The 22,829-nt window shown below is 52.7% G+C and carries 22 protein-coding genes; 16 read left to right on the top strand and 6 right to left on the bottom strand.

Annotation, left to right across the window (positions count from 1 at the left end; translation table 11 throughout):
• Positions 1 to 180: 180 nt before the first annotated feature.
• The gene (locus SPK40_RS09765; protein WP_330960320.1) at positions 181 to 564 is read left to right on the top strand and encodes an MAPEG family protein; all 384 of its coding nucleotides are present in this window, start codon (positions 181 to 183) and stop codon (positions 562 to 564) included.
• A gap of 44 nt (positions 565 to 608) precedes the next feature.
• Here SPK40_RS09765 and SPK40_RS09760 read toward each other — a convergent pair whose 3' ends face one another.
• Complete coding sequence (locus tag SPK40_RS09760; protein WP_330960319.1) at positions 609 to 1,727, bottom strand: anhydro-N-acetylmuramic acid kinase; 1,119 nt, start codon at positions 1,725 to 1,727, stop codon at positions 609 to 611.
• A gap of 261 nt (positions 1,728 to 1,988) precedes the next feature.
• Here SPK40_RS09760 and doeB2 point away from each other — a divergent pair, with 261 nt between their 5' ends.
• The 4 genes from doeB2 (at position 1,989) to SPK40_RS09740 (ending at position 7,191) form a co-directional block, all read left to right on the top strand.
• Positions 1,989 to 3,161 (top strand): N(2)-acetyl-L-2,4-diaminobutanoate deacetylase DoeB2, encoded by a 1,173-nt coding sequence (doeB2, locus tag SPK40_RS09755; protein ID WP_330960318.1) that lies wholly within the window; start codon positions 1,989 to 1,991, stop codon positions 3,159 to 3,161.
• 119 nt (positions 3,162 to 3,280) lie between these two features.
• Positions 3,281 to 4,540, top strand: coding sequence for an aspartate aminotransferase family protein (locus SPK40_RS09750; protein WP_330960317.1), 1,260 nt, complete (start codon positions 3,281 to 3,283; stop codon positions 4,538 to 4,540).
• Positions 4,537 to 5,808 carry an ectoine hydrolase gene (doeA, locus tag SPK40_RS09745; protein WP_330960316.1) on the top strand — a complete coding sequence of 424 codons (1,272 nt, stop codon included), beginning with the start codon at positions 4,537 to 4,539 and terminating at the stop codon, positions 5,806 to 5,808. Before SPK40_RS09750 ends, doeA begins: the two co-directional genes overlap by 4 nt.
• Positions 5,809 to 5,826: 18 nt before the next feature.
• Positions 5,827 to 7,191 carry an NAD-dependent succinate-semialdehyde dehydrogenase gene (locus SPK40_RS09740; protein WP_330960315.1) on the top strand — a complete coding sequence of 455 codons (1,365 nt, stop codon included), beginning with the start codon at positions 5,827 to 5,829 and terminating at the stop codon, positions 7,189 to 7,191.
• Positions 7,192 to 7,215: 24 nt separating this feature from the next.
• Here SPK40_RS09740 and SPK40_RS09735 read toward each other — a convergent pair whose 3' ends face one another.
• Positions 7,216 to 8,433 carry an MDR family MFS transporter gene (locus SPK40_RS09735; protein ID WP_330960314.1) on the bottom strand — a complete coding sequence of 406 codons (1,218 nt, stop codon included), beginning with the start codon at positions 8,431 to 8,433 and terminating at the stop codon, positions 7,216 to 7,218.
• Positions 8,434 to 8,701: 268 nt separating this feature from the next.
• On the opposite strand from SPK40_RS09735, the gene SPK40_RS09730 reads away from it, so the two are divergent.
• The 4 genes from SPK40_RS09730 (at position 8,702) to SPK40_RS09715 (ending at position 11,662) form a co-directional block, all read left to right on the top strand.
• Complete coding sequence (locus SPK40_RS09730) at positions 8,702 to 9,142, top strand: DoxX family protein (RefSeq protein WP_371929417.1); 441 nt, start codon at positions 8,702 to 8,704, stop codon at positions 9,140 to 9,142.
• 54 nt (positions 9,143 to 9,196) lie between these two features.
• The gene (locus SPK40_RS09725) at positions 9,197 to 9,892 is read left to right on the top strand and encodes a pirin family protein (protein WP_248141934.1); all 696 of its coding nucleotides are present in this window, start codon (positions 9,197 to 9,199) and stop codon (positions 9,890 to 9,892) included.
• A gap of 99 nt (positions 9,893 to 9,991) precedes the next feature.
• Entirely contained in the window at positions 9,992 to 10,525 is a 534-nt protein-coding gene (mog, locus tag SPK40_RS09720) for a molybdopterin adenylyltransferase (RefSeq protein ID WP_330960313.1), read from the top strand.
• 117 nt (positions 10,526 to 10,642) lie between these two features.
• Positions 10,643 to 11,662, top strand: a complete 1,020-nt coding sequence (locus SPK40_RS09715; RefSeq protein ID WP_330960312.1) for an adenosine deaminase — start codon at positions 10,643 to 10,645, stop codon at positions 11,660 to 11,662.
• A 398-nt stretch (positions 11,663 to 12,060) separates the two neighbouring features.
• On the opposite strand, the gene SPK40_RS09710 is transcribed toward SPK40_RS09715, so the two are convergent.
• Positions 12,061 to 12,657 carry a hypothetical protein gene (locus SPK40_RS09710; RefSeq protein WP_330960311.1) on the bottom strand — a complete coding sequence of 199 codons (597 nt, stop codon included), beginning with the start codon at positions 12,655 to 12,657 and terminating at the stop codon, positions 12,061 to 12,063.
• A 106-nt stretch (positions 12,658 to 12,763) separates the two neighbouring features.
• Between SPK40_RS09710 and SPK40_RS09705 the strand changes: the two genes are divergently transcribed.
• Positions 12,764 to 13,246, top strand: a complete 483-nt coding sequence (locus SPK40_RS09705; protein ID WP_248141939.1) for a glutathione peroxidase — start codon at positions 12,764 to 12,766, stop codon at positions 13,244 to 13,246.
• A gap of 70 nt (positions 13,247 to 13,316) precedes the next feature.
• Here the strand turns inward: SPK40_RS09705 and SPK40_RS09700 are convergent, their stop codons facing one another.
• Both SPK40_RS09700 and SPK40_RS09695 read right to left on the bottom strand, forming a co-directional pair.
• The gene (locus tag SPK40_RS09700; RefSeq protein ID WP_330960310.1) at positions 13,317 to 13,664 is read right to left on the bottom strand and encodes a hypothetical protein; all 348 of its coding nucleotides are present in this window, start codon (positions 13,662 to 13,664) and stop codon (positions 13,317 to 13,319) included.
• A 138-nt stretch (positions 13,665 to 13,802) separates the two neighbouring features.
• Complete coding sequence (locus SPK40_RS09695) at positions 13,803 to 14,765, bottom strand: CHAD domain-containing protein (protein ID WP_330960309.1); 963 nt, start codon at positions 14,763 to 14,765, stop codon at positions 13,803 to 13,805.
• 458 nt (positions 14,766 to 15,223) lie between these two features.
• On the opposite strand from SPK40_RS09695, the gene hppD reads away from it, so the two are divergent.
• From hppD to SPK40_RS09680, 3 genes are all read left to right on the top strand, one after another.
• Positions 15,224 to 16,294, top strand: a complete 1,071-nt coding sequence (gene hppD / locus SPK40_RS09690) for a 4-hydroxyphenylpyruvate dioxygenase (RefSeq protein WP_371929416.1) — start codon at positions 15,224 to 15,226, stop codon at positions 16,292 to 16,294.
• Positions 16,295 to 16,457: 163 nt separating this feature from the next.
• Positions 16,458 to 17,918, top strand: a complete 1,461-nt coding sequence (locus SPK40_RS09685; protein WP_330960308.1) for a hypothetical protein — start codon at positions 16,458 to 16,460, stop codon at positions 17,916 to 17,918.
• A gap of 171 nt (positions 17,919 to 18,089) precedes the next feature.
• Positions 18,090 to 19,748: a hypothetical protein gene (locus SPK40_RS09680; protein WP_330960307.1), complete on the top strand. Its 1,659-nt coding sequence runs from the start codon at positions 18,090 to 18,092 to the stop codon at positions 19,746 to 19,748.
• Positions 19,749 to 19,837: 89 nt separating this feature from the next.
• Here SPK40_RS09680 and SPK40_RS09675 read toward each other — a convergent pair whose 3' ends face one another.
• Positions 19,838 to 20,911: a Preprotein translocase subunit SecY gene (locus SPK40_RS09675; protein WP_330960377.1), complete on the bottom strand. Its 1,074-nt coding sequence runs from the start codon at positions 20,909 to 20,911 to the stop codon at positions 19,838 to 19,840.
• A 462-nt stretch (positions 20,912 to 21,373) separates the two neighbouring features.
• Here SPK40_RS09675 and SPK40_RS09670 point away from each other — a divergent pair, with 462 nt between their 5' ends.
• The 3 genes from SPK40_RS09670 (at position 21,374) to SPK40_RS09660 (ending at position 22,807) form a co-directional block, all read left to right on the top strand.
• Entirely contained in the window at positions 21,374 to 21,901 is a 528-nt protein-coding gene (locus tag SPK40_RS09670) for a CbrC family protein (protein WP_248141946.1), read from the top strand.
• Positions 21,902 to 22,034: 133 nt separating this feature from the next.
• Positions 22,035 to 22,484: an acyl-CoA thioesterase gene (locus SPK40_RS09665; protein WP_330960306.1), complete on the top strand. Its 450-nt coding sequence runs from the start codon at positions 22,035 to 22,037 to the stop codon at positions 22,482 to 22,484.
• 74 nt (positions 22,485 to 22,558) lie between these two features.
• On the top strand, positions 22,559 to 22,807 hold the full coding sequence (locus tag SPK40_RS09660; RefSeq protein WP_248141948.1) for a hypothetical protein: 249 nt from the start codon (positions 22,559 to 22,561) through the stop codon (positions 22,805 to 22,807).
• Positions 22,808 to 22,829: the final 22 nt, after the last annotated feature.

Raw genomic sequence — 22,829 nt, 5'->3', positions numbered from 1 at the left:
AGCCCGGCTTTTTTATCATGCTCTGAGTGTTAGCTTAGTGTTGCCCAGCTTGACCATCATTCAGGCCGGAGAAAATGGTTGTCACGCAACTGAGAATTGACACGTTTAGGAAGCGTTCATTGTCAACATTCTGGTATAAGCTTATGAAAGTCATCATAAATCACAGGGAGTGTTCTGCTCATGACGACAAGTTTTTTTGCTTCGGTGCTGGCGCTGTGGCTCTGCTGGCTGTCGATCCAGGTCATCAAGGCTCGTCGGCGTCATCAAATTGGTTACGGCGACGGAGAAGGGAAAGCAAAAGATCTGCAATTGGCCTGTTCGGCGCAGTCAAATGCGGTGAACTATATTCCAATTGCGTTGATCTTACTTTTTCTGCTGGAAGAAAACGGTGGTGCAAACTGGCTGATTGTCCTTGCCGGGCTGGTGTTTACCTCAGGGCGGGTGATCCATGGCCGGGGGATTCTGGCTGACAGCCTGAAAGGCCGGGTACTGGGGATGCAATTGACGCTCTGGCCGATTATCGCGCTGGCGGTGCTGAATTTGTTATACCTCATTTTGGGTTGAAAGAAATGTCAGCGGCAGCCTTCCGGCTGCCGTTGCATGTGTGCTCAGGCGAAGTACAGCACTCCCAGAGACGCCAGTCGGCTGGCTCCGGTCACTTCGGGTAAATTGCTCGGCAGGTTGTGAATGCGTCGCTGAGCCAGCCAGGCAAATGCCATGGCCTCCATGTAATCACTGTCGATGCCATGTTCACCGGTAGTGGAAACCTGCCAGTCGCCCAGCAATGCCGCTAAACGTGTCATCAGGAGCGGGTTCCGGGCTCCGCCGCCGCAGACCAGCAGGGTCGGCTGCGGGCCGGACTGAAATGACAGAACATCCCGGGCAATGGTAACTGCGGTGAATTCACACAGGGTGCGCTGCACATCTTCTGGTTTGAGTGTCTGGCCTGCCAGGTGTTGGGTCAGCCAGGGCAGGTTAAACAGTTCCCGGCCGGTGCTCTTCGGGGCTGAACGGGCAAAATATGGATCTTGAAGCAAGGCATGCAGCAGTGTCTGGCAGACCTCGCCCTGACTGGCGAACTGGCCGTCGTGATCAAATTTGTGGCCGGTATGTTGCTGACACCAGGCATCCATCAGCATGTTGCCGGGACCGGTATCAAACCCGAGCACCGGCTGATCCGGGCGGAGCACGGAAATGTTGGCGATGCCGCCGATGTTCAGAATCACGACACTGGAGTCGGAAGACTGGAAGATGGTTTTGTGAAACGCGGGCACCAGCGGGGCACCTTGTCCGCCGAGCGCCATGTCTTTGCGGCGGAAGTCGGCCACGGTATCGATCCCGGTTTTGGTGGCGATAATATTGGCATCTCCCAGCTGCATGGTGAAGGGAGCATCGCCGCAAGGCTGGTGGAATACCGTCTGACCATGGTTGCCAATCGCCCGGATCTGTCCGGCGGAATAGCCGGATTTCTTCAGCAGGGCATTGACCGCATCAGCAAACAGGTGCCCGAGCAGATGGTCCAGCGCACCGATTTCAATCAGACTGGTTTGCTGGCCGATACATACATCCAGCAACCGCTGTTTGAGGTCTGCGGGCATCGGAAAGTCATCATGGGCTAATAATTCAAGGTGTTGCTCGTCAATCGCAACCAGCGCCGTATCCACACCATCCATACTGGTGCCGGACATCACGCCTATGTATAACTCCCGGTATAACTCCCGGCTCATGATTTTGCTCCTGCCGTTAAGACCAATTTCAGGCAACGACGTTATCACGATTTTGTGCCGGATGGCGTGCTGTATTTGCCCGAGCGTGAAATTCATCTGGGTCGGCGGGTGGAAAATCAAACGAAAGTTGAGAACTGCTGCCATCATGGCTAGGCTTGCAGTTAAGTGCCGGAAAATTATCAATAAAAGCGTTGGGTTGCGTGTGTAAATCTGCCGCTGCAGGGTTGTTCCGGTCTGGCTTATGGATGATCAGGTAGTGTTATGTCCGATTTTTGGCAAAAAAATCTGTCTGCGGCGAAATCCTTCAGGCAGGAATTACATCGTCATCCCGAACTGGGGTGGCAGGAACATCAGACGGCCGCAGCGATCCGGGACCGGCTGACGGCGCTGGGCATTGACTGGCGCCCTTGTGCGAAAACCGGCACGGTTGCGCATTTTCCGTCGCTTCACCCGGATGGCTGCCATCTTGCGCTGCGGGGCGACATTGATGCGCTGCCGATTGAAGAAGACAGCGGCCGAAGCTGGGCTTCCCGGCATCAGGGCTGTATGCATGCCTGTGGTCATGACGGTCACACCGCGGCTCTGATGGCGACTGCGGCCTGGCTGAAAGCGCATGAAGATCAACTGAAAGGGCCGGTCACTTTGCTGTTTCAGCCCGCAGAGGAAGGCGGGCATGGTGCCCGGGAAATGATTGCCGATGGCGCGCTGGACGGTGTTGATGAAGTTTATGGCTGGCATAACTGGCCAGCCATCCCGTTCGGAAAAATGATTTGTCCGGATCACCTGGTGATGTGCGGCAACGGGACTTTTTCGGTGACGGTGAAAGGCAAGGGGGGGCATGCCAGCCAGCCGGAGCTCTGTGCTGATCCTGTGCTGGCAGCTTCAGCGATAACACTGAATCTGCAGCAGATCATCAGTCGTCGTCTGCTCCCGCAGCATGCTGCTGTGGTGAGTGTCACGTCAATCGAAGCTGCCAGTGGGCTGACCGTGATTCCGCAGCAGGCCGTGCTGAGTGGCAGTATCCGCGTGCCGGATGACGACACGAAAACCCGGATCAATCAGCTGATTGAAGAAATCTGCCATCATACGGCTCTGAGCTACGGCGTGACCTGTGAAGTGGTAATCCAGCCGCGCTACAGTGCGACTATCAATCATGCGAAACAGGCTGAAAAAGCCCGTCGGGCCTGGCTGGCGGATGCAGAGCAGCAGCTTGATCACGCCATTTCCCTGCCGGTGATGGCGTCGGAAGATTTCAGTTATTACCTGCAACAGCTGCCGGGCGCATTCGCCCTGATCGGTGCGGATGACGGCGAAAGGACGCATCAGTATCCCTGTCACAGTCCGCACTACGATTTTAATGATCGGTTACTCGAAAAAGTGGTTCGATGGTACGCCCGGCTTGCGGGGGCGCCATTACCGGACTACACAGAGTAAGAGAGGTAAAAAAAGTTCAAGGGCTGTTGAACGCTGGCTGAGCAATTGGCGGAGCGCAACAGCCCTCTTCACATCAGAGATTTCACTCCAGACAATCTGACCGCACAAGGAGATGTACGATGAGCATTTTTGAACAGCGCGAATCCGAAATCCGGGCATACTGCCGGGTCTACCCTGCCGTGTTTGACACGGCCAGCAATGCCAGGCAGACAGATGAAAACGGCAAAGAATATATCGACTTTTTCGCCGGGGCTGGCGTGCTGAACTTTGGTCATAACAATGAACGGATGAAACAGGCGGTCATTGAATATTTGCAGCGAAACGGCGTGACTCACAGCCTGGACATGCATACCCGCGCCAAGCGTCATTTCATGGAACGATTTTCCCGGATCATTCTTGAACCGCGCCAGATGTCACACAAGATGCAGTTTATGGGCCCTACCGGCACCAATGCGGTTGAAGCGGCCCTGAAGCTGGCCCGGCGTGCCACGGGACGGCATGACATTGTGGCTTTTCATCATGGTTTCCATGGCATGACGCTCGGCTCACTGGCATGTACTGCCAATCAGTATTTCAGGGGGGCGGCCGGTATTCCGCTGACACATGTCTCGCATACCGCATTCGGGGCGGAAGGGGCAACGGCCGATACCGCCATGCAGGCATTAAAACTGCTGGAAGAAAGTTACCGGGACGGGTCAAGCGGGGTAACAGCACCAGCTGCCTTTCTGGTTGAGACGGTGCAGGCAGAAGGCGGGGTGAATATTGCCGACAAAACCTGGCTTCGGGCTTTGGCGTCACTGGCGAAGTCGGTCGGTGCGCTGCTGATTGTGGATGATATTCAGGCGGGGATGGGGCGGACCGGTTCCTTCTTCAGCTTTGATGATTACGGCATCGAACCGGATATCATCTGTCTGGCGAAAGGCTTAGGCGGACTGGGTACGCCGATTGCGATGAATCTGGTGAAACCTGATTATGACCGGCACTGGTCACCGGGTGAACACACCGGGACTTTCCGTGGCCAGTGTCTGTCTTTTGTGGCCGGCAGTGAAGCCCTGAGCTATTTCGAAGACAGTTACCTGATGGCGGAAGTGAAAGAGAAAGAAGCCATCATGCAGTCTGTACTCGGATCGCTGGGGGCTTATGAAACCATTGAGATCCGCGGCAAAGGCATGTTGTACGGTGTGGATGTCGGGAACGGCGAAAGGGCAAAAACCATTGTCAGCCGCTGTTTTGATGCCGGATTGCTGGTCTCCGCCTGCGGCAGCGGGGGGCGGGTGATTAAGCTGATCCCGCCGTTGACGACACCAGAGGCTGATCTCAAGGCCGGGCTGGCGATTCTGGTGGCTGTGACACAAGACGTTCTGCAGGAGGCGGCATGAAAAAACGCGATGATATGACGTTCCCTTTTGAGGAATATGAACGTCGCCTGAGTGAGCTTCGTCTGCGGATTGCGCAGCGCCATCTGGATGCGGTGGTGATTACCGATCCGGAAAACATCATGTACCTCACGGATTACCAGACCACCGGATATTCTTTTTTTCAGGCACTGGTGGTGCCGCTGGAAGATGAGCCTTTCATGATCACCCGGGCGATGGAAGAGTCGAATGTGTTCGCCCGGACCTGGATCGAGCGCACCCGGCCCTATCCGGATACCGGGGATGCCATTCAGATGCTGGTGGATGCGCTGCGTGAATTCGGGCTGTCGCGAAAACGCATTGGCTATGAACGGAACAGCTATTTTTTCCCGGCGTACCACCAGGATACGATTCATACCACCCTGACCGAAGCCAAATTGCTGGACTGCTTCGGCATTGTTGAGCAGGGGCGGATTTGTAAATCACCAGTCGAAATTGAGCTGATGCGCAAAGCAGCCGTTGCCACTCAAGCCGGGATGAAAGCCGGGATTGAGGCCTGCCGGTCTGGCGTGACGGAGAATGAAATTGGTGCGGCCATCAGTGCGGCTATGTTCAAAGCCGGCGGGGAAGCACCGGCTGTGATGCCTTATGTGACTTCCGGTCCGCGAACCATGATTGGTCATGCGACCTGGGAAGGCAGGGTAGTCAAACCCGGTGAGCATGTCTTTCTCGAAGTTGCCGGTTGCTATCGCCGCTATCACACCGCCATGATGCGCACGGTCGTTCTGGGAGAGCTGACGGATTCGATGTTCAAGGCTCAGGAGCTGATGAAGCAGGCGCTGCATTCGCTGAATGATTACATCCAGCCCGGTATGACCGTCTCGGATGCGGATAATCTGATCCGGAATATCATTTCCCAGAATGACGTGGGTGCCCGGCTGATCACCCGGTCCGGTTATTCAATCGGGATTGCTTTCCCACCCAGCTGGGATGAGGGCTACATTGTCAGCCTGAAGCAGGGGGTGTCTACGGTGCTGGAAGAAGGCATGACTTTTCATATTATTCCCTGGATGTGGGGCGTGGATGGCGATAAAACTTGCGGGATCTCGGACACCATTTACATCACGGCCGATGGGTGCGAGTCCTTTTTCAGTTTGCCCAAAGATTTCACTATACGGCCGGATCAGGGCAAAGCGTCAGGGCTGGAAGGGCCGTCGGCAACTGTATCTGCAGAGAAAGCCACGTCGATCGACAAAGCCCGCAAAGGCAAACACCAGCAGGCGAACGGATAGCATGAGGAGGGGCGCACCATGTTACTGAAAGCAATCAATCCGGCCAATGGCACACTGATTGAAGAATATCCCACACTGAATGCTGATGAGATGGCGCAGTGTATCTCCGCGGCCACTGCGGCACAGGCGGACTGGCAGCGTTTATCTTTTGATGAACGGGCTGAAGTGCTTCGGCGGGTTGCCGGGCAGCTGAGAGAACATCAGGCTCGGCTTGGTGCTTTGATGACTCAGGAAATGGGAAAACCGGTGAAAGAAGCCGGGCCGGAAGTGGAAAAGGCTGCCTGGTGTGCGGAGCATTATGCGGAACATGCGGAAGCCTATCTGGCGGATCAGAATATCAAGACGGAAGCGTCACACAGTTATGTGTGCTACCAGCCATTGGGCACTGTGCTCGGCATTTTGCCGTGGAACGCACCTGTGTGGCTGGCGTTCCGGTTTCTGGCTCCGGCACTGATGGCAGGCAATACCTGTGTGATGAAGCATGATCCGCACGTACCGGGCTGTGCCCGGGCGATTGCAGAGATGTTTTCGCTGGCAGGAGCGCCGGACAATATCATGATCAACCTCCCGGTTGAGAATGATTTGGTCGGGCAGGCGATCGCTCACCCCGATATTGCAGCGGTTTCCTTTACCGGTTCCGATCGCTCCGGCGCCACAGTTGCTTCACTGGCTGCGAGTCTGATTAAACCGGCTGTGCTGGAACTGGGGGGATCGGATCCTTGCGTGGTGCTTGCAGATGCAGATCTGGAAACCGCCGCAGATATTGCCACCCTTTCCCGGATCATCAATGCGGGCCAGTCCTGCATTGCAGCGAAGCGGATTATCGTTGAAGCGCCGGTGTATGAAATCTTCATTCAGTTAGTGGAAAGGCGGCTGACTCTGCTCAGAGTGGGTGACCCGGTTTCACCCGAGACTGATGTTGGGCCGCTTGCACGGGAAGATTTGCGCCAGAATCTGCACCGGCAGGTGGAAGAAAGCGTTGCTGCCGGAGCGCGTTGTCTGATGGGCGGGCAGCCGGATGTCGGCATGGGCTACTTTTATCCGGTGACTCTGCTGGCAGATGTGACGCCTGAGATGACCGTCTTTCAGGAAGAAACATTTGGTCCAGTGATGGCGCTGATCAAAGCCAATGATGCGGATCATGCATTGTTTCTGGCCAATGATACGGCATACGGACTCGGGGCCAGCGTGTGGACGACGAATCCGGCTCAGGCCCAGCGGTTTATCCGGGAACTGCACGCCGGTCAGGTGGCGGTGAACGGGATTGTTAAAACCGATCCCCGCCTGCCCAGTGGCGGCATCAAACGTTCAGGCTATGGCCGTGAACTAGGCCCGCATGGCATTCACGAGTTTGTGAATGCCAAACAGGTGTGGGTGAAGTGAAGGAAGGGCGTGTGGCTGAAGCGCTTAAACCGCTTCAGCTTCTTCAACTTGCTGTCGCTGATAACGCGATGAGCAGATGTACAGGTAACCAGCAATGACCAGTACAAAAGCGGTCGACAGGAACAGTGCCGGGCCGCCATACCAGGACAGGATGATGCCCCCAGCCAGAGGAGACAGACTGACACCAATGGAGGTCAGGTTACCGGCCCCAAAATAGGCCCCCCGCAGATGATCCGGAGCGGCACGGTCAATCAGCAGATTGAAGGTCGGAAACAGAATCACTTCTCCGACGCTCAGCACAAAAGTTGCGGCCAGCCAGCTCCAGTCCGGTGAATCTAACGGGAACATGGCATACATGACAAATGCGACAGCAAACAGCGACACCCCCAGATAAACCCGCTGATATAACGACCAGCGGCTCAGGAGTTTCAGCACGGGAAATTGCAGCAGGACAATGACACCGGCATTGACCGTGATCATCTGCGTGTACAGGTCAACCACCCGATCCCCCAGCGCGTTCAGATACTGAACCAGTGAGGTTTCCTGATGCAGGTAGGCATACATCACCAGAGTGTTGGCCAGAATCAGGATCATGAACGCTTTATCTTTTGCCAGAACCTGCAGGGTTTCACCGAAGTTCTGACTGTTCTTGGGCGGCTGCGGTGTATTGCGGATTTGCCAGAAGGCAATGATAAAGCAGCCGCAGTAGATCAGATATCCCAGCGCGACCAGATAAAACGAAGACTGCACGCCGGTAAAGCCGAGCTGTAAACCGAGCAGTGGTCCAAAGGCCGCACCCAGGTTAATACAGTAATAACGGACCTGATGGGCCATCTCCCGCACAGGAATCTCTGGCAGTAAATCTGAAATCATGGCCCGGGCCGGGGGTTCGAGCATGGCCCGGCTGATCCCGGCCATGAGTGCTCCGGCAGCATACAGCCAGCTTTGATCGGCCTCAGCCAGAATGACAAAGGTCGCGACATGCGCCAGGCAGCTGATGATCAGCAGGTTTTTCCTGCCGAGCTTATCTGACAGGTAACCCACATAGAGTGCGACCACGGCGCCCCCAAAAGCGGCCAGACTCATAATGGTGCCGATTTCAATTTCAGAGAGCCCGAAATTGCGGTGCAGCATGACAGCCATATAGGGCCAGACCATGAAAAAAGAAGCGCGGGTCAGGAATGTGCCGATCAGAACAGCCCAGATCGGTGCAGAGAAACGACGTACGTGAGACAACTCCATGTCTTTCATTTTCCATTGAACTTTCCGGATATGCAGTCTGTCACAGAGACAGGATATTGTCTGCAACTATTTTTATCAGTAAGCACAATCTTCGCTTGTTCGATTTATTCGAATTACTTACTCAAATCCGGGCTGTGTTGTTTGGCTGTCACAGCAACTACACTTGCTCTCAATCGAGTCAAACAGCAAAGCTACTGAATTTTACGGTGCTTTCAAAATCTTTGAACTTGTATCCGACTTTTATCTGAACATTTTGAGGAAATTTATCATGTCTTTGATCAAACGCCTGCTGACTTCTGCTGACAGTTTTGCTCCTCTGGCGCTGCGTGTGCCAGCCGGAATTATCTTCATGGCCCATGGTGCCCAGAAACTTTTCGGAGCTTTTGGTGGCTATGGTCTGGAAGGCACGGGGCAGTGGATGGCATCTATCGGTCTGGAACCTGGCATGCTGATGGCATTCATGGCCGGCAGTGCAGAATTTTTCGGTGGTCTGTTCATCCTGCTGGGTCTGCTGACTCGCCCTGCGGCAGCGGTGCTGGCTGTCACCATGGTTGTTGCAATTGTCAGTGTTCACTTACCAAATGGCCTGTTTATGTCAAACGGTGGTTATGAGTTCGGCCTGTCTCTGCTGGCGATTGTTGTGTCTCTGGCAGTCTCAGGTGCAGGCAAACTGTCTGCAGACAGCCTGCTGGCAAAACGCTTTCAGTAAGTTCGCGTTGTAAAGAAAACCTGTTATCAGGCTTCATGAATGAGGAGTGACATCATGCTGGAAATCAGACGTGCTGCAGACCGCGGAAGAGCATCTTTCGGTTGGCTCGACAGCCGCCATACGTTCTCTTTTGGTCATTATTACGATCCGAAGCAGATGGGGTTCTCAGCACTTCGGGTCATTAACGATGATACCGTGCGTCCGGGGGCAGGGTTTGATACCCACGGTCATCAGGACATGGAAATCATCAGTTATGTGCTGGAAGGCGAAATCGCCCACAAAGACAGTGCAGGCAATATCAAACGCCTGCCTGCCGGTGAATTTCAGCTGATGTCAGCCGGTAAAGGGATCTATCACAGCGAGTTTAATGCGTCTCACGAAGCGGACCTGAAATTTCTGCAAATCTGGATTCAGCCGAACCAGTTCGGCGGTGAGCCGGGTTATCAGCAGAAAGATTTCGGGCAGCAGGATGGATTAACCCCTGTGATTACGCCTGAGGGCGAAAATGGCACGCTGTCGATTAAACAGGATGCCCGCCTCAGTCAGCTGATTCTGCCAGCAGGGGAGTCCCTGACGTTAACACAGCAGGCCGGGCGACGATTCTACATTCATCAGGTCAAAGGAACGTTGACTGCGGGCACTGAAACACTTCAGCCCGGAGACGGCCTGAAAGCGGAACAGTTACCTGAGTTGATTGTATCCAATTCCGGTGAAGTTCCGGCAACAGCATTGGTGTTTGATTTGCCATAAACGTTGCTCAGAGGTTTTCCCCTCAGCCAAGATTGCTTACACTTGACCTCAGTCCGGCCACATCATGTGGCCGGTTTGATGAGAACCTGAGGAGAACAAATGACAACAGCGAAAATAGGGATTGTAACCGTCAGTGATCGTGCAAGTGCTGGCGTGTACGAAGATATTTCCGGTCAGGCCATCATTGATACACTGAACGACTATCTGACGTCACCCTGGGAACCTGTTTACGAAGTGATCCCTGATGAGCGTGATGTGATTGAATCCACGCTGAGCCGTATGGCTGATGAAGAAGAATGCTGTCTGATTGTGACCACAGGGGGTACCGGTCCGGCGAAACGCGACGTGACCCCGGAAGCGACGGAAGCGGTCTGTGACCGGATGATGCCGGGCTTTGGTGAACTGATGCGTGCTGAATCACTGAAGTTTGTGCCGACGGCGATTCTGTCCCGCCAGACGGCCGGGCTGCGCGACGATACCCTGATTGTAAACCTGCCGGGTAAGCCGAAATCCATTCGTGAATGTCTGGATGCTGTGTTCCCTGCGATTCCTTACTGCATCGATCTGATGGAAGGCCCATATCTGGAAAACGACGAGTCTGTGATTCACGTTTTCCGGCCAAAACAGAAATAATCCCTGACTGCATTCCCTGCTGTCTGCACATCTCAGCAGGGAAAATCTCCCCAACACCGCCCTCTCGCAATCTACACTTTAAACAATTACCTATGTGTCGCGCGAAGAGGTCAATGCATGGAAAGCTTCATCCGAACCCTGCCGAAAGTTGAATTACATGTCCATATCGAAGGGACATTAGAGCCTGAGCTGATGTTTCAGCTGGCACAACGAAATCATATTGCGTTGCCGTACGACAGTGTGGCGGCTGCAAGAAAGGCTTATCAGTTTACCGACCTGCAATCGTTCCTGGATGTGTATTATCTCGGGGCGCAGGTGCTGCAGACTGAAGAGGACTTTTACGATCTGACCTGGGCTTATCTGCTGCGTTGTCAGCAGGATCATGTCATGCATACCGAGATCTTTTTTGATCCGCAAACGCACACCGAACGCGGGGTGGCTTTTCAGACGGTGATGGCGGGGATCACCCGGGCATTGGCCGACGGGGAACAGAAACTGGATATCTCGAGCCGGCTCATTCTGTGTTTTTTACGCCATCTCAGTGAGGAGGCGGCATTTGAGACGCTGGCGCAGGCCATGTCCTATCAGGAATACATCATTGGGGTCGGTCTGGACTCTTCTGAACAGGGACATCCGCCGGAAAAATTTCGCCGGGTGTTTGAACAGGCATTTAATGCCGGATTTCTGACCGTCGCCCATGCTGGAGAAGAAGGACCTGCAAGTCATATTCGCGATGCGATATCCATGTTGCGGGTCTCCCGGATTGACCATGGGGTACAATGCAGTCAGGACCCAGATCTGGTACAGGCGCTGGCCGAGAGTCAGATGCCGCTGACGGTGTGCCCGCTGTCGAATATTAAACTCCGGGTGTTTGAACGGATGGCGGATCACAACATTGTGGATTTGCTGCGGCAGGGATTGTGCGTCACGATTAATTCGGACGATCCGGCTTATTTTGGCGGGTACATGACGGATAATTTCCTGGCGGTTGTCCATGCTTTTGCGGTGACGAAAGAGGAAATGGCTGCCTTCAGTGCCAATGCGATCCGGGCGAGTTTTTTGCCGGATGAAGAGAAAGAAAAATTACAGCAGCGGCTGGCGCATTATCTGCAGGTTCAGCTGCATCCTGTTCTGTAAAAAAGCTCTGAAAAGCGGGCAAAAAAAACGCCTGTCAAATAAATGACAGGCGGGGGAAATAAATATACTCAAGCTACCCGAGGCGAGGGGTTAAAGGCTGAAAGCCAGTCCGCAGCAACACCTGTGGTGAGAGTATATAAAGGAACAACATACTTGGTTAAAGCGTAGGCGGTATTATAGGGATGATTAAAAAACACGCAACGATCTATTTTGTAAATTATGTATAGCTAATTGTTAAATTAATAAAATATCAAAAACTTATCCAAGGATAAAAATTTCAGATTATTCCCTGAAAGGGAAAAAATTGATTTTAATAACCTGATTTCAAATCAATTATTCTTTCTATCTTCACTTTTTTGTCTTTTGTAACTGTCGTTTTGTCCGGGGAAAAGATTTATTTATCCGGTTTTTCTTCGTAACACCTGCCGAAGCCAGCGATAAATTGCTTTTAACTTGCCCGGTACAGACGGCCTGACCTGATTTTGTTCAGACGGAAGCTGAGATGCAGATTGTCCGTGATAATAAGCCTGCATGAACTGGCGTCGTACCTGTTCGGCACGGCTGTGGCTCAGCCCGTTCTTTTCTTCAGGGAACAGCAACGCCGCGGTAGATTCTGCATGCTCAGCCACATAACTGAAGTCCATGTTTTGATTGCCGAGAACCAGCATCCACAACCGGGTGACCAGGATGCAGTCGGTCTGGTACTGATTGGTAAAACGTCCGGCATGATCGGCGCCAAGCGTCTGAACAAAAAGCGTTTGCATGGCTTCGCTTTTGTCTTCGGTCTGCTGAAGTTGTTCTAATGCTGCAAGGTGGGTTTTTGTCATGAGTCCGAGCAGCAGATCGGCATCGCTTTTGTCTGGCCGCATCGACTGAATACGGGCAAATTCTGCATCAAGATGCGCCAGAAGCGTTTTCAGACTATGGGTTTCGGCTTGATGACAGAACAGGGTATGGACGCCCATTTCAGTCAGATAATGGCTGAGGGAAGACAAAGGAACTCCGGGATACTGGGGAATAACCGTCAGTATACGGGAAATGCTGCGGTTTGCTAAAGTTTGCTAAACGGATGATAATTTTGACAAATAAGGAGAGCGGCGTATGACAGCATTTTATGATTTTTCGGCCAATACACTGCAGGGTGAATCGCAGCCGATGCGTGCCTTTGAGGGAAAAGTGGTGCTGGTGGTTAACACGGCCAGTCAATGTGGCTTTACGCCGCAATATCAGGGGTTGCAGGCCCTGTACGAGAAGTACAGAGAGCAGGGGCTTGTGATTCTTGGCTTTCCCTGTAACCAGTTTGGTCAGCAGGAGCCGGGAAGCGGTGATGAAATCAGTGAATTCTGCGAACTCAATTACGGCGTTGGTTTCCCGATGTTTGAAAAAATTGAGGTGAATGGCCCGCAACGTCATCCGATGTATGCTTATCTGACCGAAACGCTACCGGGTCTGTTCGGGAAAAAGATCAAATGGAATTTCACGAAGTTCCTGATTGGGCGAGACGGAAAACCGATCAAACGTTATGCTCCGATCACTAAACCTGATGCGCTGGAGTCGGATATTCAGGCGGCGCTGAAAGGATAAGCGGGGGACGATGGGTGACCGGACGCAATGTGGTTGTTGGGCCGGTCACTGGTGAAACGAACTGGTTTGATTAACTGGAGCTTCCCTGAGGCATCTGATGGCAAGCGCTGGCTTTGTTCAGTGCAGGCTGCATTGCTTCAATGGAGAGGCGGACCCGCTTGGCACCTTCAGTGAGAACTGCCGGGCCGGACTGAGTCAGCGAATGAAGCGGTTGCGAGTCATGCTGGTTACACTGTATTGCTGAGACAGTATGAAAGACCCCCAAGGCATACCCCAGGCAGAGTGATTCATTGTGATAGGTCTGGAGGCAGTCATCCATAAATGCTTTCTGGGGATCATTTGCCATTGCTTGTGGCGTCACTGCCAGTGCAGACAGCGCTGAGAGAATCAGTGGGATGGTTTTGATTGTTTTTTTCATACACACTTCCTTCCATGTAAGCCATATCTAATCTTTAGCAAAGTGCTGAAAATAAAGCGTGATTGGGTTCTCAGCCTCTACTGATGAATGAGAATGCAGCAATGAAATGTGTGTGACCGCGCATTTTGGACGTCGTGTTTAAGGCTGATACAGCTTTTCGTAACTTTTCTGATGCGTCGCAAACGTGTACTGACTGACATGATCAACCACACTGATTTTGTGGTCTGCATGCTGCTTATCACTGAATTCCAGTAAATGAGAAATCGCAGTGTGGCGTCTTGATTCCGGTTTCTGCTGTGCCAGATACTGGCTGAGAAAAGTCATTTGTACCGAGCTGTCGTTGAACTCCCCCAGAGATTCCTGCAAAGCCTTCAGTTGCTTGATTTGTTCTTTGATCACTTTCCCGGGAAAAAGCGGCGCGAAATACTCCAGCAGATAACGCAGCTTTTTGCATGAGATTCTGAGCTGATGCAATTGTTCGTCCGGATGGTTGTACCCGACAGCCTGACATAACGACAGGGTTTGACTGAATCGCTTCCAGATCCGCTTTTGTGCTGTCGGCAGGCACAGTCTTTTCCCGGCAGGCGTCGGGTTGTTTTCCATCTCATTGATCAGCCCGGCGATTTGCGCACATTGCTGCTCGTATTCGTCAGATTTCAGCCAGTCTTTGACGTCATGAAACGCCTGGGTGCGTTTATCCAGCAGATCATTGAAAAAGAGCGTCAGCCCCTGATGATACTGATGCTCCAACGCGTAAAAAAAGGGCTCCATGTTGTCCAGATAAACATCCAGATCCCGCAAAGCATTGGTTTTCTGCATCAGGTTTTTAAGATCATTTTGCAGCATGAGTTTTTGTTCAGGGACAAACAGCGGGCTTAACAGACCAATGATGGCGCGGCAGCGTCTCAAAGCCACACGGTACTGATGCAGAAACTCTGTGTCGTCATCCCGGATCAGCCCGGTTTCATGACGACGGGCGTGGTGAAACTCACCTTTTAAGAAATGATATGTCGGCAGATAAATGGCGCTTTCTTTTTTGAGTTTGACCTGGCTTTTTTTCCGTTCAGGTAAGCGAAGTTTGTCCCTTTTATTCATGTTCATAACGATCTTCTCCCCGGGGACCGCTGACCTTTTCCTTCGGTGTTGATGTATTGAAATGAGATCGGTTCACGGCACAGTCACGTTCAGGGAAAACCCCGGTTACCCACTGCAATCATGACCGTGAAAGATCATCAGCCTTATAACCATAGCTAAGCCAGTCTTTCGGCGCATACGCATATGTAAAGCTTTCTACACTATTTTTCAATTTTATGACATGGCTTGATTTCATGATGTTTCAGGTTTTTACGGCCTTTTCAAATGCTGCTCTGCGAGGGGAAGCCGGACGCGGTTTTGGGTTGGCAAGCAGGGTTTACAAAAGGTTTTTACATCACGTTAACCTTAGTTTTACATCTGGCTTCTCAACCGGACCTCAGTAGTGCTAATTCTATAGGTAAGAAATCGCTGAACAGGTCAACAGACCCTAGCAATCAACATGTGAGGATAAACGGATGAGTGAAATGATGAAAAATCCTATGGGCACGGACGGCTTTGAGTTTGTTGAATATACGGCGCCGACCCCTGAGGGGATTGCCAACCTCAAAAACCTGTTCCGTCTGATGGGTTTTGCAGAAATTGCAAAGCACAAACATAAATCAGTCTGGCTGTACCGTCAGGGTGACATCAACTTCATTGTGAATGGTGAGCTGCATTCTCAGGCTGCAGGCTTTGCCGGCGTGCACGGTGCCAGCGTGAATGCGATGGCATTTCGTGTGAAAGATTCCAACGCAGCACTTGCTCATGCAGTTGAAAACGGCGCAACAGCCTGTCCTGCACAGGCCGGTCCGATGGAGCTGAACATTCCGGCTATTTACGGAATTGGTGAGTCGCTGATTTATCTGGTCGACCGCTATGGTGATCACGATATCTATGAGATCGATTTTGATTACTATCCGGACTACAAAGAGCGTCTGGCAACGCTGGATGCGGGCCTGAATACCCTGGATCACCTGACGCACAATGTGAAGCAAGGCAACATGGATCTGTGGGCGGGTTTCTATGAGCGCATTGCGAACTTCCGTGAAATTCGTCACTTTGACATTAAAGGGAAAGTCACTGGCTTGTTGTCCCGTGCGATGACAGCGCCGTGCGGTAAGATTCGGATTCCGATTAATGAATCAAGCGACGACAAATCACAGATCGCAGAGTATCTGGATCAATACAACGGTGAAGGTATCCAGCATATTGCCCTGAGCACGGACAACATTCTGGAGACGGTTGCACAGCTGAAGAAACACGGCATGCAGTTTATGGATACACCTGACACCTATTATGAAGGCGTCAACAAGCGTATTCCGGGTCATCAGGAAGATCTGGCGAAGCTGAAAGATCTGAAGATTCTGATCGATGGTGACGAAACCGGTATTCTGCTGCAAATCTTTACGGACACTGTGATTGGTCCTGTGTTCTTTGAGATTATCCAGCGTAAAGGGAATGAAGGCTTTGGTGAAGGGAACTTCCAGGCACTGTTTGAATCGATTGAACTGGATCAGATCCGCCGCGGTGTGATTCAGGTGCCGGACAACGCTTAATTCAATTTGACATGACATGAGAAAGCCCGCTGCCAGATGCGGGCTTTTTTATGTGCCTTGTTCTGTGGCGCGCTGCCGGAGTTCAGGGGAGCAAAGCCTGCTGTGCCGGGCAACCTGAGGCGACTTCGTTATACTCAAGAGAGCTTCACGAAAAGGGACGATCATGCGTTTTCTGGCTGCGTTTTTTCTGGTGTTGGTCACTGCGTGCACCTCCTTGCCCGAGCCGGTTCCGGATTCAGTACCGGCCCAGAAACAGATCTATACGCAATCGCAGAGCCATTGTCTTGATTTGCTCACCGGGTTTAAGCGAACGGTTCAGGCGCAGAGGGTACAAGATGCGCAGCTGGTGTGGGATCCGAGGTTTCCGCATCTTGCTTTTGACCGGTTCAGCCTGTCAATGCTGAGCGGGCTGACCTCTCGCGCCAGTCAGCAGCAGTGGCTGGCTTACGTTGCGCATCAGGCCAAGATGCAGCGACAGGCTGAATATCAGAACCTGCCGCAAAAAGCCGGTTATCAGGCACAGGCGCTGGAATCATGTGCCGCACAGCTGGTCAGATACAGCCAGTATCATTCGATGTTCTGGTCTGTACTGAGCTCGAATCCGCCGGATTTCCCCTCAGACTACGTCACCTGGCAGCGGGTGCTGGGTCTGTACCCGATCAGCCGGTATGTTGCCGGGCCGTCCATCGACAAACAGAAACGTCATTTAATCAGTCAGTTTATTCAGCCTGCCGATAGCGATGTGATCCGGTATGCGGTCCATGAAAAGCCTCCGCTGAGCCGTACACAAATCCGGCAATGGTTTGAACAGGCAGGCAATCAGTCTGCTCTGAACTGGCCGGTTTTGACGGAGGCGCAACAGCAGCGGCTGCTTCAATACTATGCGCCGGAGGTTCAGGTTGAAACGCGTTCCCGGGATGACTTTCCCGGACAGGTGAAATATGTCACGTCGGGCCAGCCAAGTATCATTACCCGGACACCGTCTGTTTATACTCACGTGAGTTACACCCGCTTTTATGGCCAGACGCTGATGCAGCTCAACTACAGTCTCTGGTTTGCGAACCGGACGGCACGCTCGTCGTTTGATCCTTATGCAGGACCATTTGACGGGGTCTTACTCCGGTTGACGCTCGACCCGGACGGGCAGCCCTATCTGCTGGACAGTATTCACCATTGCGGGTGTTATCACATGGTCTTTGCCCTGGCGCCGCAACTCAAATTTGCCTCACTGGACAATGCGGTGGAGTGGCCCGTGACCCTGCGAATTTGGTCAGGCGAGTCTGCCAGACAACCAGCCGGAAAACTGGCCGTCACTTTGAGCCATGGCGAACATATGATTAAAGATGTGCGCTGGTCGTATTCGGATGACCCGACCCGACCGCTGACCGTTCTGTCGTATCAGCAACTCCGCAGTCTGCCGGCGTCCGGCAACCATCATCAGAGCCTGTTTGATCAGCAGGGGATGCTACCTGAAAGTGTCCGTGCAGAACGTTTTTATCTCTGGCCATTCGGGATTCCGTCTGCGGGGACTCAGCGTCAGTCAGGGCATCATGCGACGGCGTTTATCGGCCAGCGTCATTTCGATGAGCCATTTCTGTTTGAGACGCTGTTTCAAAAACCTTAATACGCAGTCATTCAGCAGGTTACCTCTGCTGTGTTGTCTGCCGTCTCACTTGCCGGAAAAGTTTCGTATCCAGATTTCTATACTCATGACATTGCATCTTTAACAAGGTGTCAGACCATGCCTGTTTTGGTCTGCGCTGATCAATCAGGTATCTGAATCTGTGAGTGCATCATGATGAAAAAAATGCCGATTCTGTTTTTCACCCTCATGCTTGGATTGGGTCTCACATCTGCAGCAGATGCCGGTGATGATTTCTATGCGACGGACGCCCGGGTGTCTGGTTCTGCCGATCGGGCAAAGATCTTCCCGCTGGACAGAAGGACGGTGGCTTTTGAGCAAGTCACGTTTGATCTTGAGATTGGCACCATCGCCGCGAGTGACTGGGGGCAATTCAGAGTGAGGCTGGCACAATTGTCTGATCGCTATGGGAAACCTGTCGGTCCCGGTTACGTGAACGTGTTCTTATATCCGGATTCCGGTTCAAGTGCTGGCACGCCCGTCTGGTCCGTCGATAACTTATTTGTCTCGGGCCCCACCTCCTCAACGGGAAAACAGCACAAGATGAAAGGTGATTTCGAGAGGAATCGTCCTCACGGTTGGGCCGGTCACGATGTCTGGGATAGCAATGATCAAAGTGATATCAGGCACAATCACCGGAAAAATGATCGCTATGCCTCACAAACCCATATCGTGAAGCAACAGGCCGTGAATCAACATGCGGATGCAACGGTCTATTTCGACTTACGTCCGGGCACAGATGGGGCAGGGCAGATCCAGCGCCTCAGAGCGACAGTGCTGTTCTCGCCGCAGCCGTTACCGAATATCACAGATATCGTGCAGTTTGCGGCTCAGTTTCCGCCGCAGATGTACCCGGTTCGTACGACCGTTGTGAACGCAGAAGGTGCCGGGCACGTGGATGGCCGGGTCAATCCGGTGTCCTCGTCGATTCCAAATACCTTGTCTCTGGGCAGACCGCCGCAGCCGGTTTTACCCGCACCGTCAGTCCCGGATGATCTGAGTTTTCCGGTTCAGGTCATTCAGGCGGATCAGCCGAATCTGGATTCAGCGCGCAATCAGTGTATTCCCATCGCCAATGCCAACGCGCTGCAGTATCTGGAAGATCGTTATGACAATCTGCCGCTCGCCTGGCGTGTGCCTCAGCTACATATCCGCGGGATCGGTAAAATCGGCACCGCAGGCGATGTGACGATCTGGACGCCTGACCCAGAGAACAGTCTGGTTGCGAACATCGACAGCTATGGTCGCAGGGACAATGTGCATGATCTCGACAGTGGTGACTACACGAGTTTCTGCGGGCTGATCCGCGGCGTGTTTGGCTATCTGACCGATCCGGTTTCCGGCCCGCTGGATGTGGCGCATTTTCGTCATCAGGGCAGCAACTCGATGGTTTTGGGCGATAATGCAGACTGCGACAATGGAACGGTCAGCATGGGGGGATTGACCTCACAGCGAGAAGGCGATTTCCCGACATGGGAGTGGATTTTTAATGAGCTGTCGCAAGGTCGTGCCGTCACGATTCTGTTCAGTTGGTACGACCTGAACGGTGAATGGAAAGGGGGCCATAGTGTCCGGGTCTATGGTGCAGCCCTGATCAATAACAAGCATTACATCATGACACTCGATGATGCTTCGCAGGGGGATAACTTCAGTAATGTGTCCGATCCGCGAACGCAGCAATGGGAAGTGGCTGACACTGGCCAACCGGGTCTGGACGGGGTACCCGACGGGCGCCTGAACATGGATGGCATGAGCTGGGAGATTGACTTTGCGTTGTCCATTGAAGCTAAACCCACCCTGCTGATTCCCTGAGTATCGTTTTCAGAACGAAAAAAAGCGGGAGGTTTGCTCCCGCTTTTTCGTGTTCACGATTCCTGATGTCCACTGCCCCTGAGCAGAGATCAGCTTGCCGATGTTGCTTCTTCAGTTGCGGCCTGAACGCCGTGCCACTGGAAGTGATGGTTTGGCTTCTTGCTGACCATGCCTTCCTGCATCATCTGGTGGAACACAGCATCGACTTCTTCTGCGGTCAGCTTGAGTGCCCGGATGATGGCGCGTTTCGAGCAACTGACCGCATTGGATGTCAGCGCGTCGACGACACGCTCATAAGGTGACTGCAGGCTGACCGCTTCAGTCTGTTCTTTCTGTTGCTGGTCCTCGTGGGCTGCTTCCAGCGCAAGTGTTGCCAGACTGGCTGAGCTTTCAGTCACGGCGTTTGTCGAACGGGTTTCATCGGATGTTTGATTGTGCATGGCGTCCGATTGCCGCACCGTTGTATCCGAGACATAAATTGCGTGCTTGCGGTTGAAGTTCTGGCGGAAACGCAGCTCTTCACCGATCAGCCCGACAAAGAAAGCAGCAAAGAAATCCAGTAAAACAGACAGGAAAATTACCAGTCCAAGCTGCGCGGATTCAGCACTGACTCTGAGGGTCTTGGCCAGACCGTCAATCAGACCCAGCACCGATCCCTGGCTGACGACGGGCAGGTTGTCCCTTTCCATGGCCAGCGCCTGCTGCTGTTTGCGGAGTTTACTGTTTTCATGCTGTATCCGGGTGACCCCGGTGGCAATGCGCGCCATCTGGATATACTTCTGCGCGGCCACGTTATTCAGGGCAATCTGTTTTTCGATCGCCTCAATCTGCATGTTGTAAGCGTTGATTTTGCTCTGCTGGACACTGACATGGCTTTGTGCCTGATTGGTCGCACTCTGGATACCCCCCACGGAGCCGCCGATAGAAATTGCGGCCAGCACGGAATAGAAAGCAAAAGCAGAGGCCGCACCGGTGTAGCTGCGTCTGGCGCGTCGCTCGCCAAATTCATACCAGGCAAAGAATTTACCCAGTTCGAAAATGACCGCCAGTCCACCAAAGAGCACCTGCATGACCGGGTTCTCGTCGATAGATAAAAACAGCAAGAGCGAAAAAATGATTGAAGCCAAGATTGAGGCGCCGGTAAAGCTGTACACCGTCCACATGGCAAAACGGCCTTTCGGAAAGCGGATATTGCTTCTCCCGGGAATTGCGTTGTCTGAAACCATAAGTGCGTTTTTCTTTGGCTGGGCTGTGAGCCCGGCACATTCGTTATCGATTGGCGGGCAAGGATACCGGAAAAAAGCAGTCAGACCGTATGAAATTACCGGGAATTCAGGCCTTGAGCCGGAAATTTGCACAGGCCTGTCATAACTGGTGAAAGCTTATCCACCCGGAGATTGCTGTGCGCCGGACGAACCCGGAGGGGACCCGGTCATTATGATACGATTGTCGATAAAGTGATCACGCTTCGGATTTTCTCATCCACTCAGTCAGAACCCTCATGTGTGGCTAAATTCTGTCGCATATTCGCCGCATTGGATTGATGCCAAGGTTTCTTGTTTGCTTTGGTGTGAAACGATGAGAATGGCTCTGCAAAGCCATCGGTTTGACAAAGGATACAAATAGTGACACTTCCGAAATTCACATATCATCCGGATCCACTGGCAACCGGTGCCGTCGTGAAAAGCATGAAAGTTTGCGACTGCTGTGGTGAGGCGCGTGGATACCTGTACAGTGGCAGTATTTATTCTCAGCGTGATATCGAGTGGCTGTGCCCTTGGTGTATTGCTGACGGTTCGGCTGCCAAGGCATTTAAAGCGTATTACTCTGATGACTTTCCGCTGGACGGCGCGGGCCTGAACCGCGATGTGATCGCCGAGGTCTGCCAGCGCACGCCGGGTTATCAGTCCTGGCAGCAGGAAGTCTGGCTGGATCATTGCGGCGACGCCTGCGAATTTCATGGCTTTGCTGAACCCGAGGAACTGAAAGCGCTCAGCGGACAGGCCCTGCAGGCGTTTTTGAGCCGCCATCTGCTGAAAGCGGAAATCTGGCAGGATATTCTGAGTACGTACGAGAAGGGCGGAAACCCGGCTGTTTACAAATTCAAATGTCGTCACTGCGGCGAAATCCTTTACGGGATGGATTTTCTGTAAATACTGCGCGTGTTGCCCGAACGGCGTCCGATGCGTCGTCACTCACTGACTTCTCATTTCTGAGGCCGGATGTTGTGGTTATGTTGCGGAAAGGTTAGATTAAAAACTCTAACCTTATCCTTGAGGAATCAAGATGGACGCAATTCTTCAGCAGTACCCGGTGATCACTGAAATTCCTGTTGCCTGGGGTGAAATGGATGCCCTGAATCATGTGAACAACGTGGTTTATTTCCGTTATTTCGAGACCGCTCGACTGGATTACTTCAAAGAAGCCGCTTTGATGGACGACATGAAAGATACAGGTGTCGGACCTGTACTCGGTGAAACCAGCGCCCGCTACCGCCTGCCGGTCACTTACCCGGATACTCTGCTGGTCGGCTCGAAAGTCACCCGGATCGAAGACGATCGCTTCACCATGGAATACGAGATCTTCAGTAAAAAAATGGGTGCGGTGACCACGCGCGGGACTGCACTGGTGGTGATGTTTGATTTCAAAAACAACACCAAAGCCAGCATTTCTCCAAAGCTCCGCGAAACCATCGAGGCCATTGAGGCCCGCAAAGAACAGCCTGCCAGCGCATAAGTGACGACAGACCAGACAGGAAGACTCATGCTCAGCTCCTATACTCAGGTAAGGAGCTGACTGAGGAATCTTGCATGTTTATCGCGACGGAACACAATATTACGGACGTCGAGCTGTTCTCACAAAAGGCTGGGTCAGCACTGGGACAGCCGCCGGAAGGGCTGCATCTCCGGACGGCATTACTCGATAAAGACAACCACTGCTGCCAGTGTGTCTGGGAAGCCGACTCCATCGAAAGTGTTCAGGGATATCTGGATCCCGAGCTCGGCGCAGCATCCGTGAATGTGTATTATCTGCTCGATCCGGATTCAGCTATCGGGTGAGATAATCGATTGTTTACCTAAA

The organism is Photobacterium sp. 53610 (assembly GCF_036409375.1).
Classification (GTDB): Bacteria; Pseudomonadota; Gammaproteobacteria; order Enterobacterales; family Vibrionaceae; genus Photobacterium.
The sequence above is the reverse complement of the archived record's forward strand: the minus strand, read 5'-3'. Positions and strand labels throughout refer to the sequence as shown.

Excerpts from the sequence above, each read along its gene's own strand:
- SPK40_RS09765 (WP_330960320.1), top strand. The coding sequence starts at position 181 with ATGACGACAAGTTTTTTTGCTTCGGTGCTGGCGCTGTGGCTCTGCTGG.
- SPK40_RS09760 (WP_330960319.1), bottom strand. The coding sequence starts at position 1,727 with ATGAGCCGGGAGTTATACCGGGAGTTATACATAGGCGTGATGTCCGGC.
- doeB2 (WP_330960318.1), top strand. The coding sequence starts at position 1,989 with ATGTCCGATTTTTGGCAAAAAAATCTGTCTGCGGCGAAATCCTTCAGG.
- SPK40_RS09750 (WP_330960317.1), top strand. The coding sequence starts at position 3,281 with ATGAGCATTTTTGAACAGCGCGAATCCGAAATCCGGGCATACTGCCGG.
- doeA (WP_330960316.1), top strand. The coding sequence starts at position 4,537 with ATGAAAAAACGCGATGATATGACGTTCCCTTTTGAGGAATATGAACGT.
- SPK40_RS09740 (WP_330960315.1), top strand. The coding sequence starts at position 5,827 with ATGTTACTGAAAGCAATCAATCCGGCCAATGGCACACTGATTGAAGAA.
- SPK40_RS09735 (WP_330960314.1), bottom strand. The coding sequence starts at position 8,433 with ATGGAGTTGTCTCACGTACGTCGTTTCTCTGCACCGATCTGGGCTGTT.
- SPK40_RS09730 (WP_371929417.1), top strand. The coding sequence starts at position 8,702 with ATGTCTTTGATCAAACGCCTGCTGACTTCTGCTGACAGTTTTGCTCCT.
- SPK40_RS09725 (WP_248141934.1), top strand. The coding sequence starts at position 9,197 with ATGCTGGAAATCAGACGTGCTGCAGACCGCGGAAGAGCATCTTTCGGT.
- mog (WP_330960313.1), top strand. The coding sequence starts at position 9,992 with ATGACAACAGCGAAAATAGGGATTGTAACCGTCAGTGATCGTGCAAGT.
- SPK40_RS09715 (WP_330960312.1), top strand. The coding sequence starts at position 10,643 with ATGGAAAGCTTCATCCGAACCCTGCCGAAAGTTGAATTACATGTCCAT.
- SPK40_RS09705 (WP_248141939.1), top strand. The coding sequence starts at position 12,764 with ATGACAGCATTTTATGATTTTTCGGCCAATACACTGCAGGGTGAATCG.
- SPK40_RS09700 (WP_330960310.1), bottom strand. The coding sequence starts at position 13,664 with ATGAAAAAAACAATCAAAACCATCCCACTGATTCTCTCAGCGCTGTCT.
- SPK40_RS09695 (WP_330960309.1), bottom strand. The coding sequence starts at position 14,765 with ATGAACATGAATAAAAGGGACAAACTTCGCTTACCTGAACGGAAAAAA.
- hppD (WP_371929416.1), top strand. The coding sequence starts at position 15,224 with ATGATGAAAAATCCTATGGGCACGGACGGCTTTGAGTTTGTTGAATAT.
- SPK40_RS09685 (WP_330960308.1), top strand. The coding sequence starts at position 16,458 with ATGCGTTTTCTGGCTGCGTTTTTTCTGGTGTTGGTCACTGCGTGCACC.
- SPK40_RS09680 (WP_330960307.1), top strand. The coding sequence starts at position 18,090 with ATGATGAAAAAAATGCCGATTCTGTTTTTCACCCTCATGCTTGGATTG.
- SPK40_RS09675 (WP_330960377.1), bottom strand. The coding sequence starts at position 20,911 with ATGTGGACGGTGTACAGCTTTACCGGCGCCTCAATCTTGGCTTCAATC.
- SPK40_RS09665 (WP_330960306.1), top strand. The coding sequence starts at position 22,035 with ATGGACGCAATTCTTCAGCAGTACCCGGTGATCACTGAAATTCCTGTT.
- SPK40_RS09660 (WP_248141948.1), top strand. The coding sequence starts at position 22,559 with ATGTTTATCGCGACGGAACACAATATTACGGACGTCGAGCTGTTCTCA.